Source organism: Bacteroides sp. D2 (assembly GCF_025147085.1).
Taxonomy (GTDB): Bacteria; Bacteroidota; Bacteroidia; order Bacteroidales; family Bacteroidaceae; genus Bacteroides.
Genome location: NZ_CP102261.1, coordinates 5293513 through 5305786, shown reverse-complemented (window position 1 = coordinate 5305786; position 12274 = coordinate 5293513). Strand labels below are relative to the sequence as shown.

General features: G+C 42.5%; 8 protein-coding genes. 7 read left to right on the top strand and 1 reads right to left on the bottom strand.

Annotated elements, in window-relative coordinates; translation table 11 throughout:
• Nucleotides 1-2 precede the first annotated feature (2 nt).
• Both NQ505_RS19840 and NQ505_RS19835 read left to right on the top strand, forming a co-directional pair.
• On the top strand, nt 3-1286 hold the full coding sequence (locus tag NQ505_RS19840) for a M16 family metallopeptidase (RefSeq protein ID WP_008998388.1): 1284 nt from the start codon (nt 3-5) through the stop codon (nt 1284-1286).
• An 85-nt stretch (nt 1287-1371) separates the two neighbouring features.
• Entirely contained in the window at nt 1372-2541 is a 1170-nt protein-coding gene (locus NQ505_RS19835; protein WP_004308900.1) for a phosphatidylinositol-4-phosphate 5-kinase, read from the top strand.
• A gap of 144 nt (nt 2542-2685) precedes the next feature.
• Here NQ505_RS19835 and NQ505_RS19830 read toward each other — a convergent pair whose 3' ends face one another.
• Complete coding sequence (locus NQ505_RS19830) at nt 2686-3624, bottom strand: ribose-phosphate pyrophosphokinase (protein WP_004295826.1); 939 nt, start codon at nt 3622-3624, stop codon at nt 2686-2688.
• Nucleotides 3625-3777: 153 nt separating this feature from the next.
• On the opposite strand from NQ505_RS19830, the gene NQ505_RS19825 reads away from it, so the two are divergent.
• The 5 genes from NQ505_RS19825 (at nt 3778) to NQ505_RS19805 (ending at nt 12148) form a co-directional block, all read left to right on the top strand.
• The gene (locus tag NQ505_RS19825; RefSeq protein ID WP_008998387.1) at nt 3778-8097 is read left to right on the top strand and encodes a DUF5113 domain-containing protein; all 4320 of its coding nucleotides are present in this window, start codon (nt 3778-3780) and stop codon (nt 8095-8097) included.
• A 34-nt stretch (nt 8098-8131) separates the two neighbouring features.
• Nucleotides 8132-8860: a DUF5932 domain-containing protein gene (locus tag NQ505_RS19820; protein ID WP_004295828.1), complete on the top strand. Its 729-nt coding sequence runs from the start codon at nt 8132-8134 to the stop codon at nt 8858-8860.
• A 40-nt stretch (nt 8861-8900) separates the two neighbouring features.
• On the top strand, nt 8901-10355 hold the full coding sequence (locus NQ505_RS19815; protein WP_004325842.1) for an AbgT family transporter: 1455 nt from the start codon (nt 8901-8903) through the stop codon (nt 10353-10355).
• Nucleotides 10356-10454: 99 nt separating this feature from the next.
• Nucleotides 10455-11042, top strand: coding sequence for an RNA polymerase sigma-70 factor (locus NQ505_RS19810; protein WP_008998386.1), 588 nt, complete (start codon nt 10455-10457; stop codon nt 11040-11042).
• A gap of 77 nt (nt 11043-11119) precedes the next feature.
• Complete coding sequence (locus NQ505_RS19805) at nt 11120-12148, top strand: FecR domain-containing protein (RefSeq protein ID WP_008998385.1); 1029 nt, start codon at nt 11120-11122, stop codon at nt 12146-12148.
• The last annotated feature ends 126 nt before the right edge of the window (nt 12149-12274 follow it).

The window sequence follows — 12274 nt, the reverse complement described above, 5'->3', positions numbered from 1 at the left end:
TTATGGATCGTACGATACAACCTGAAATACAAACCCTGAAAAATTTTCGTATACTTCCTCCCGTTCGAATGACGTTGCCAAACGGCATTCCGTTGACTGTTATTAATGCGGGTGAACAGGAAGTAGTACGCATAGATGTGCTTTTTGCCGGGGGACGCTGGCAGCAATCGCAGAAACTGCAAGCTCTGTTTACGAACCGGATGCTGCGCGAAGGCACGAAAAAATATACGGCTGCCACCATTGCCGAAAAACTGGATTACTACGGCTCATGGCTCGAATTGTCCAGTTCGTCGGAATATGCATATATCACTGTTTATTCGTTGAATAAGTATTTGGCGAAAACATTGGAGGTGGTGGAATCCATGATTAAAGAACCGCTTTTCCCGGAGAAGGAATTGAATACTATTCTCGATACCAATATCCAACAATACCAGGTCAATACTTCCAAAGTTGATTTTCTGGCACACCGCAGTCTGTTGCAGTCGCTTTACGGCGAACAGCATCCATGTGGTAAAATAGTGGTGGAGGAAGATTATCATGCCATCACTCCGGAAGTGCTCCGTGAATTTTATGAACGGTATTATCATTCGGGTAATTGCTCTATCTTTTTGTCCGGTAAGGTGACGGAGGATATTATCAGCCGGGTGACAGATACATTCGGCACTTCTTTTGGCCAGCATCAGCAGCAGGTGTCGAGATTAAGTTTTCCTTTTACTGCTGTTCCCGGAAAGAGAATTTTTACAGAGCGTGAAGATGCCATGCAGAGTGCTGTGAAGATGGGATATACGACCATTACTCGTAATCATCCTGATTATTTGAAACTTCGGGTATTGATGACTTTATTCGGAGGTTATTTCGGCAGTCGGCTGATGTCTAATATTCGTGAAGAGAAGGGATATACTTATGGTATTTCGGCAGGAATCATGTTTTATCCGGATAGCGGACTATTGGCTATCTCGACAGAGACGGATAATGAATATGTGGAACCGTTGATACAGGAAGTGTATCATGAAATAGACCGCCTGCATCAGGAACCTGTGTCAGCCGAAGAATTGACTATTGTACGCAACTATATGTTGGGAGAAATGTGCCGTAGTTATGAGTCGCCTTTCTCACTTTCGGATGCGTGGATCTTCATTGCTACTTCCGGTCTGGATGATGACTACTTTTCACGTTCTCTGCTGGCTGTGAATGAGGTTACTCCGATGGAAATACAAGATTTGGCACAGCGCTATTTGTGCAAAGAGACATTAAAAGAGGTCATTGCAGGTAAAAAGTTGTCATAATTTGCTTTCCGAGAGTGGGCTGTTTGGGATAGAAATTGTATCTTTGTCCAAATTGTAATTCTAAAATGAGTAACGACTAAAACCAATGAGGAAATATCTATATACTACACTTTTGCTGGCTCTTCTTGCACAAGAGGGAGTGATGGCACAAGAAAATGAAGGAAAAAAAGGCGGATTTTTCGGAAAAATTAAAGATACATTCTCCACTGAAATAAAGATTGGCAACTATACTTTTAAGGATGGCAGTGTCTATACGGGAGAAATGAAAGGACGAAAACCGAATGGAAAAGGAAAAACAGTCTTTAAAAACGGTGATGTCTTTGAAGGAGAATATGTGAAGGGGAAACGTGAAGGATATGGAATTTATATGTTTCCCGATGGAGAAAAATACGAAGGACAGTGGTTTCAGGACCAGCAGCACGGAAAAGGTATCTATTATTTTATGAATAATAACCGTTACGACGGTATGTGGTATCAGGATTATCAGCATGGTGAAGGAACAATGTATTATCATAACGGTGATTTGTATGTAGGTAAATGGGTGAATGATAAGCGTGAAGGCGAAGGTACATACACTTGGGCGAATGGAGCCAAATATACCGGTCACTGGAAAAATGATAAGAAGAACGGCAAAGGTATCATGAACTGGGACGATGGCTGTAAGTATGAAGGAGACTGGAAAGATGATGTCCGTCACGGAAAAGGGGTATTTGAATATACCAATGGAGATAAATACGATGGTGACTGGGCGGATGATATTCAACACGGAAGAGGTACTTACTACTTTCACACGGGCGATCGTTATGAAGGTTCTTATCTCTTAGGTGAACGCACCGGTGAAGGAGTTTATTATCATGCTAACGGCGACAAGTATGTAGGTAATTTCAAAAATGGCATGCAAGACGGAAAGGGTACTTTTACCTGGGCGAATGGTGCTGTGTACGAAGGAAGCTGGAAAAACAATAAACGTGATGGCAGAGGAGTCTATAAATGGAGCAATGGCGATGTTTATGACGGTGATTGGAAAGACAACCGTCCCAATGGACAGGGTACTCTGAAAACCGTTGCTGGGATGCAATATAAAGGTGGCTTTGTTGACGGATTGGAAGATGGACAGGGCGTACAAATTGATAAAGATGGTAATCGCTTTGACGGATTTTTCAAACAAGGAAAGAAAAATGGTCCTTTTGTAGAAACAGATAAAGATGGAAAGGTGATTAAAAAAGGAACCTATAAATTCGGAAGACTTCAATAGATGATAGATGATAAATGATAGTGGGCTGCGCATTGCGTGGCCTCTTTTTTATGGTACAAAGAAAAATGGATAATAACCAAAAGCGGTCATTATCCATTTTATAATTTCCTGTTGAAAGTAACTTCAACTATCACCTATCATCTATTAAATGATGTATTGTGAACTGATAGATTCGTTATTCATTACTCGTTTGATTGTTTCTGCAAACATATCAGCAATGCTTAACTGTTTTACTTTCGGGCATTTCTTTGCGTAAGGGATGCTGTCGGTAAATACCATTTCGGTTAGGGCAGACTCTTGTACACGGAAAGAAGCCGGATCAGACATTACGCAGTGGCTGGCGATGGCCCGTACAGATTTGGCACCGGCATCCAGCATGATGTTGGCTGCTTTGGTGATTGTTCCTGCTGTGTCAACGATATCGTCGATCAATACGACGTTTTTACCTTCTACGTCACCGATGATTTGCATAGATGCTACTTCATTGGCTTTTTCACGTGATTTGTTACAGAGTACCAATGGTACACCGAGGTATTTGGAGAAAGTGCTGGCACGTTTTGAACCTCCTACGTCCGGTGTAGCAATAACCAGATTTTCCAGTTGCAATGACTGGATGTAAGGGAGGAATACAGCTGATGCGTACAGGTGATCTACCGGGATATTGAAGAATCCCTGAATCTGGTCTGCATGCAAGTCCATCGTAATCAGGCGGTCGATACCTGCAACAGACAGCAGGTCGGCTACCAACTTAGCGCCGATAGATACACGGGGTTTGTCTTTTCTATCCTGACGTGCCCATCCGAAATAGGGGACTACAGCTACAACGCTCTTTGCAGACGCGCGTTTTGCAGCATCGATCATCAGGAGAAGTTCCATTAAGTTGTCTGAGTTAGGGAAAGTGGATTGAACCAGGAATACGTGTGCGCCACGAATTGACTCCTCATATGAAACAGCAAATTCGCCATCGGCAAAATGGGTAATGTTCATATTTCCCAGAGGACAATCCAGGCTTGCGCAGATTTTTTCTGCAAGATATCTCGAGTTCGTTCCCGAGAATACCATAAAGGGTGCTTTTTCGCTCATTTTGTAATAGATGTTACCTATTTGTTAATTTGCCTGCAAAGGTAGGAATTTCTCTTATTATTTAGAAGGACTTATTGTATAAAAAATATTTTTCTCTCCAACTTATCGGAAATATTTGTAGATTTGCTTTCTGAAAACAGTTAATAGTCAAAAATGAGTTCACGCTTTCCTTTATATATAATAGGTATAGTGTTGTTTGCCTCTTTTTTTTCGTGCACTGATATGGTGCCGACTAAAGAGGTGCGCCTGATTGATTCATTAAACGGGAAAGCGTATGCTTATCGTTATCGAAGCCTGGATTCTTCTTATAAATATGCCAATGAAGCCTATCGGCAGGTGAATTTCTACAAGTCGGGGAAAGCGGAAGCATCCAACAACCTGGGGTTCTGTGCTTTTATGGCTATGGACTTTGACCAGGCGGAAGCGTTGCATAAGGAAGTATATAAACTGACTAAAAATGAACTCGAACTGTTGATTGCCGACATCGGACTGATGAAAATCTGTCAGCGAACGGCTATGAACAAAGAATTTTATGATTATCGTAATAGTGCGCTCAAGCGCATGAAACGTATTCGTGAAGAGAGTGATTTGTTTGCCGACCGTCACGAGGCGCTACGGCTGGATTATGCATTCACCGAATTTTTCATCGTTTCTTCTATTTATTACTACTATCTGCAGCAACGGCAGGAGGCCATCACATCTCTCAACCGGATTCCGGAAGATGAAGCTTTGACAGATACTAATCAGTTGCTTTATTATCATTATATTAAAGGTTCGGCTTCGTTGGTGGAAGCAACCAAGCCGGAAGACCGGAAAATGCGTGAGTTCGACCAACTCTATATTACCTGGCGGACGGCTGTTCAGACTAATCATCCTTATTTCGAAGGAAATGGTCTGCAAGGATTGGCTAATCTGATGGTTTCACCCAATAATTTCGAACTTTTCCGGACGAGAAGGGGATATGCGCTGGATCAGTTTGGGTTTCCTGTAGATTCGCTTTTGCCTTTGCGAATGGCACAGCGTGCGCTTGAAAAATTTCGTGAGTACAATGATTTGTATCAGATTGCCGGTGCGTATGTGTCTATCGGTAAATATATGAATGAGCACGGACGTTATACGGAGGCATTGGATACGCTTGCAAAAGCGTTGGATTGTGTGAATCAACATCACATGCTCTATTATCACCATGCGGCGGATACATTGGATAAACTACATGTTTTTGTGGAGGGAGATACGACTTATACCGGGGTTCCATGGATCATGCAGGAAGATGTGAGAACGGTACCTGAATGGATCTCAAGGATTCGGGAGCAATTGAGTGTGTCGTATGCGGGGCTCGGGATGAAGTATGCTTCTGATTACAACCGGAATATATATTTGGATATTTTGAATTATACCCGTCAGGATAAGGAGTTGGAGAGCCGCTATCTTTCATTGGAAGCCGATTCACGACAAATGACGCTTGTACTTTCTTTGGTTATTGTCGGACTTGTATTGGTGGTTATTCTTTGGTGGTTTTTTAATAAACGGTCTAAAATAAGGAATCAGGTAGACGTGGAGCGTCTGCAACGGATTCTGACTCTTTGCCGGGATATAACTTCGTCCATTCCGATGAATGTTCCATTAATTCAACAAGGTATCGATCAATTATTTGGGAAAGGACGTCTTCAACTGGAAATTCCGGAGGAAGGAAAAGCGGCACTGGTTCCTCTGCATCGGTTGAACCGTGATGAAAAAGCATTGGTGCATGTGCTTGAACCGTATATTGTTTGGGCTGCGGACAATGAGCAGATGGTGGAAGCGTTGAGTGACGAGCGGATGCAGTTGGAAAAGCAACGGTATGTTTACGAACAACATATTGCGGGAAATAAACGTCAGAATCTTATAAAGAAGGCTTGTCTGGCCATTGTCAATGGTATTAATCCTTATATCGACCGTATATTGAACGAGGTGCATAAGTTGACGGAGCGGGGGTATATTGATAATGCGAAGATTAAGAAAGAGAAGTATCAATACATTGATGAGCTGGTAACTACGATTAATGAGTACAACGATATTCTGGCTCTTTGGATTAAGATGAAGCAAGGAACGCTTAGCCTGAATATTGAAACTTTCAGTCTCAATGAACTGTTTGAGCTGCTAGGCAAGGGAAGACGCGCTTTTGAAATGAAAAATCAGAAGTTGGAAATTGAACCGACTACGGTTATGGTGAAGGCCGACCGGGCACTAACTTTGTTTATGATTAATACGCTGGCGGAAAATGCCCGTAAATATACTCCGGAAGGAGGAACAATTAAAGTGTATGCCCGTACTACGGAGGATGCCTATGTCGAGATCTCTGTGGAGGATAACGGAAGAGGTATTTCCGAAGAGGATGTGGCGCATATCATTGGTGAGAAGGTGTATGATTCCCGTGTGATCGGAATGAAGAATGCAGCCGATCCGGAAGTGTTGAAAGAAAACAAAGGTAGTGGTTTCGGATTGATGAATTGTAAGGGAATCATTGAGAAGTATAAGAAGACGAATGATTTATTCCGGGGATGTGTCTTTGATGTGGAGAGTGAACTAGGGAAGGGAAGCCGTTTCTATTTTCGTTTGCCTTCGGGAGTGCGTAAAGCGATGGGGGTATTGTTGCTTTGCTTGTTGCTTCCGTTGGGGATGGTTTCTTGTCTGCATGATCCGATTCCTCCCATGTTGCAGGATGGAGATTCGATTGTAGTAGTTACGGATTCTGCGTATGAGGATTTGCTGGATGTAGCGTCGGATTATGCAAATGCTGCCTATTTTGCTAATGTGGATGAAAATTATGAGTTGGCTTTGCAATATATAGATTCTGCGATGCTTTTTCTGAATGAGCATTATGAAAAATATGCGCGTCCGGATCGCCCACATCGGTATATGAAGCTGGTAGGTGAGGGAACGCCTGCTGAAATCAGTTGGTGGAACGAACTGTTTGATTCGGATTATCATGTAATTTTGGATATAAGGAATGAGGCGTCAGTTGCTTTTTTGGCTTTGAAACAGTTGGATGCATATAGTTATAATAATTCGGCATTTACGGATTTGTATAAGTTGCAGGGAGAGGATCAAACTCTCGAAGCATATTGCCGGCAGTTGGAGCGTTCGAATACCAATAAGACGGTAGGAATTATTTTATGCTTTGTTTTATTGATTATTTCGTTGGTCGGATATTATTTTCTGTACATGAGAAAACGTTTGCAGAATCGTTTGAATCTCGAACAGGTACTTGAGATTAACCAGAAGGTGTTTGCTGCATCTTTGGTGAGACCGCAGGAACAGGAAAATGCAGAGGCACTTCAACGGGAAGAGAGTACGCTTAAAGAAATTCCGCAGCGGATTGTGGATGAAGCATTCGGGGCGGTAAATGAATTACTGACAATTGACCGGATGGGAATTGCCGTTTATAATGAAACGACACACCGGCTGGAATATGCTTCTCGTCCCGGACAGGAAATGCCGGAAATGGTAGAGCAGTGTTTTAGTTCCGGGAAATATCTTTCCGAACAGCATCTTCAGGCAATTCCGCTGATGGTGGAAGCAGGGGGCGAGCATCAATGTGTCGGTGTGCTTTATCTGGAGCGCAGAGAAGGAACGGAACAGGAGACGGATCGACTGCTTTTTGAACTGGTGGCTCGTTATGTGGCTATTGTTGTGTTTAACGCAGTGGTGAAATTGGCTACAAAATACCGGGATATCGAGTCGGCACACGAAGAAACACGCCGGGCTTCCTGGGAAGACAGCATGTTGCATGTCCAGAATATGGTGCTTGACAACTGTCTGTCGACGATTAAACATGAGACGATTTATTATCCGAATAAGATCAAACAGATTGTAGGGCGGTTGAATGCGCAGAATCTTTCGGAAACGGAGGAGCGTGAAGCGGTGGAGACTATGACGGAATTGATTGAATACTATAAGGGAATCTTTACGATTTTGAGTTCGTGTGCTTCCCGTCAATTGGAGGAGGTCACTTTCCGGCGTACGGTGATTCCGGTACAGGAACTTTTGGATGCTGCTGGAAAATATTTCAAGAAGTTGATGAAGAATCGGCCGGAGAGGATAGAATTGGAAATAGAGCCGATGGAGGCGAAGGTGATAGGAGACGTGAATCAGTTGCGTTTTCTATTGGAAAATTTGATTGATGAAGCATTGACTGTACGTGAAGATGGAGTGATACGTCTGCAAGCGCGCAAGGATAATGAATATATTCGTTTCCTCTTTACGGATACGAGACGTGAGAAGAGTGTGGAAGAGTTGAATCAACTATTTTATCCGAATTTGGCACGTATGACTTCCGGTGAAAAAGGGGAGTTGAGGGGAACGGAATATCTGGTATGCAAACAAATTATTCGCGACCACGACGAATTTGCGGGACGTAGGGGATGCCGTATCAATGCCGAGCCGGCTGAAGGCGGCGGGTTTACGGTTTATTTCACTATTCCGCGCCGATAAAAGGAAAACACATAAAAGTTATTAGATAAGGAACATGGAAGAACAGAAGTTTAAAGTTATTATTGTAGAGGATGTAAAACTGGAGTTGAAAGGGACAGAAGAAATATTCCGTCATGAAATACCGAATGCAGAAGTAATCGGCACGGCAATGACGGAAAGTGAGTTTTGGCCGTTGATGGAGGCCCAGCTTCCCGATCTGGTATTGTTGGACTTAGGACTAGGAGGTTCTACGACCATTGGCGTTGATATTTGCAAGAATATATTCAAACGTTACAAAGGAGTTCGGGTATTGATCTTCACGGGTGAGATTCTGAACGAAAAGTTGTGGGTGGACGTATTGAATGCCGGTGCCGATGGAATTATCCTCAAAACGGGTGAGCTACTGACGAAAACAGATGTACAGGCTGTGATGGATGGAAAGAAATTGGTATTTAACTATCCGATTCTGGAAAAGATTGTAGATCGTTTCAAGAAATCGGTAGCCAATGATGCCAAGCGTCAGGAGGCTGTCATCAGTTATGATATTGATGAATACGATGAACGTTTTCTCCGTCATCTGGCTTTGGGTTATACGAAAGAGATGATTGCCAATCTGAAAGGAATGCCTTTTGGTGTGAAATCATTGGAGAAACGGCAGAATGATCTTATCGGACGTCTTTTTCCGAATGGTGAACGGGTGGGAGTGAATGCTACCCGGTTGGCAGTACGTGCATTGGAATTGCGTATTATTGATCTGGATAATCTGGAGCCTGACGAAGAGTAAATTAAGTATTAACGGTAGCTTCTTGCTTAGTCGGAAAATGATGAAGAATAAATGGCGCATGCCCCATCCCGCTACGATGTTCCTTCTGCTGACAATGGCAGTGGTCTTTCTTTCATGGATATGCGATATCTATGGGTTGAAAGTGACATTGCCACAAACAGGTGAGGACATCCGTGTACAAAGCCTGTTGAGTCCCGAAGGAATCCGTTGGTGGTTGCGGAACGCTATTAAGAATTTCACGGGCTTTGCTCCGTTAGGCATGGTGATAATTGCTATGTTCGGATTGGGAGTGGCACAACATTCCGGTTTTATTGATGCATGTATCCGCATGGGGGTGGGAAACCGACAGGAAAAGAGGAAAATCGTCTTGTGGGTGATTGTACTTGGCTTGTTGTCGAATGCCATTGGTGATGGTGGATATATTATTTTATTACCTATTGCTGCTATGCTGTTTCAATGGGTGGGGCTTCATCCGATTGCAGGGATTGTTACGGCTTATGTTTCCGTTGCGTGCGGTTATAGTGCTAATATTGTATTGAGTACGATGGACCCGTTGTTGGCGCATACCACGCAAGAGGCTGCATTGGCACAAACGGGTTATCAGGGGAATACGGAACCTCTTTGCAATTACTTTTTTATGAGTGCTTCAACGGTGGCCATTACGGCTATTGTGTATTGGATTACTCAAAAATGGCTTCTTCCTACGTTAGGTAAGTATGAAGGCAGTATGAAAGTGGTGGCTTACCATCCTCTGTCTCGTAAAGAACGGCGTGCCATTATGATTTCCATTGTTGTGGCAGCTATCTATGTGGCTCTTATCTTGTGGCTTACTTTTTCTTCTTATGGAATTTTGCGGGGTGTGAATGGTGGTTTGATGCATTCGCCTTTTATTGCCGGTATTTTGTTTTTGCTTTCTTTGGGAGCAGGTATTACGGGAATGGCTTATGGATTCAGTTCCGGACGGTATCGCACTGACAATGATGTGATTGAAGGACTTACGCAGCCAATGAAGCTTCTTGGGGTGTATTTCGTTATCGCTTTCTTCGCTGCGCAGATGTTTGCTTGTTTTGAATATTCTCATCTGGATAAATGTCTGGCGATTATGGGGGCTGACTTGCTTTCTTCGTTTGAACCGGCTCCTTTGTCTGCTCTTGTTCTGTTTATTCTGTTTACGGCATTGATAAATCTGATTATGGTATCTGCTACCTCCAAATGGGCTTTTATGTCTTTTATCTTTATTCCTATGTTTGCACAGATGGGAATTGCTCCGGATATAGCACAATGTGCTTTTCGTATCGGAGATAGCTCGACGAATGCCATTACTCCTTTCTTATTCTATATGCCTCTGGTGCTTACCTATATGCGGCAGTATGATAAGCAGATTACGTATGGCTCATTGCTGAAATATACTTGGAGATATTCATTAGGCATCCTGGTTGTCTGGACATTGCTGTTTATTGTTTGGTATTTGTTGAAAATACCGATGGGATTGTAGGGCTAAGGAATGATTGCCGGGCTCCGGTTTATCTGATTGGAATTTTGTTTTTCTGAATTAATCGCTATATTTGCACCGTTCCTTAAAGAAAGACAACGAATGAATCTACCAGAAATCTCTGAAAATCTAATTGAACAGTTAAATCACGGTAATACAAAAGCATTTGATAAAATCTATCATACCTACTACCTTTATTTGTGCGCGATAGCTGTTTATTATGTGCATGACAAGAGGGTGGCAGGGGAGATTGTGAATGATGTCTTTGTTGCTTTCTGGCAGAACCGTCATCACATCACTTATCCGGCTCTTCCGTATTTGCGGCGTGCCATTCAAAATGCAAGTATCAGTTATCTGCGCTCTTCTTATTTCAACGAAAAACAGATGACGGAACAGATGGAAGAAATCTGGGCTTTTCTCGAAAATCATATTCTTTCTTCCGATAATCCTTTGCAGGCATTGGAGCATAGCGAAATGAATACCATCATCATGAAGAAGGTGGAGGAATTGCCAACCAAATGCCGTGCCATATTTAAAGCAAGTTTGTATGAGGGTAAGACATACAGTGAAATTGCCGAGGAGCAGAATATTAATGTGACCACTGTAAGAGTACAGATGAAAATAGCATTGACTAAGCTACGCGAATCACTGGGTACTCCTTATATGATAGCTATTTTGATGTTTCTCTAAAAAAAATCGCTTTTCTTTTAAACGTTTCTTTTTTTATTGCGTATCTAGTTATATACACCCATAGAAAAAGTACGTTTATGAATGACTCTTATCATATAGAAGAATTGGAAATCCGGATAAGCAACTATCTGTCCGGTAACTGCACCGAAGAAGAGAAAGAAGCTCTGCTCGCTTATCTGGCTTCTAATGAAGATGCTGCTAAAATTTTCCGGGAGATGTCCGCAGTATGGGCTGTTTCTTCTGTGCCTGCATTTGCCAAAGTAGAGGATGCTAATTTATCACAGATAAAAGAAAAAATAGCCGCTGCTGAGATGAAACCTGTCCGTTCGCGGAAGATAGTTCCTGTGTGGCTGAAGGTAGCTGCTGCAATTATTTTGTTGTTGGGTTGCAATTACTTCTGGTACACTTATACTGAAAATCTTACGGAAGTATATACGAATGCGGATTCTCCTTATGAAATTAAAGTGCCGGCCGGTTCGCGGACGAATATTGTGCTTCCGGATGGAACAGAGGTTTCATTGAATGCGGGTTCTGTGTTACGTTATTGCCGTGGGTTCGGTATTCGTGAACGTGATGTTACGCTTGATGGCGAAGGATATTTCAAGGTGGCGAAAAATGAGAAGATTCCTTTCTTTGTGAATACGAATGGTGTACAGGTAAAGGTGGTAGGGACTGTTTTTAATGTACGCGCTTATGATGACGATAATTATGTAATGGTATCTTTGTTGGAAGGTCGTGTCAATTTAGCCACTTTGTCCGGTTCGGTAATGAAACTATTCCCTAGCGAACAGGCTTTTTACGATAAGAATACGGGCCGCATGGAGAAAATGAAATCAAATGCTAGTTCTGCCTGTGACTGGTTGGATGGTGGCCTGACATTTGAAGATGCTCCGTTTGCCGACATCGCACACCGTCTGGAGCGCAAATTCCAGGTGAAGATTAGTTTAGAGAGTGAACGTCTGAAGGCGGAACGCTTTTCCGGATGTTTCAATAGTAATCAAAGTATCAATGATATATTGGGAGAAATCAACGTTGAGAAGCAATATACATGGAAAGTTAGTGGAGACACTATCTTTATAACTGACAAGAAAAAGGAGGTAAAATAAGGAAAAGTAAAGTATGATTGGGAACTTAGTCGATAGATATATCGGCGGTTCAGCGTTGTATAGAAAGATATTATGTTAACCTTTAATAGTGAAAAATATGAGATTAATAGTAAAAAGAATATTATT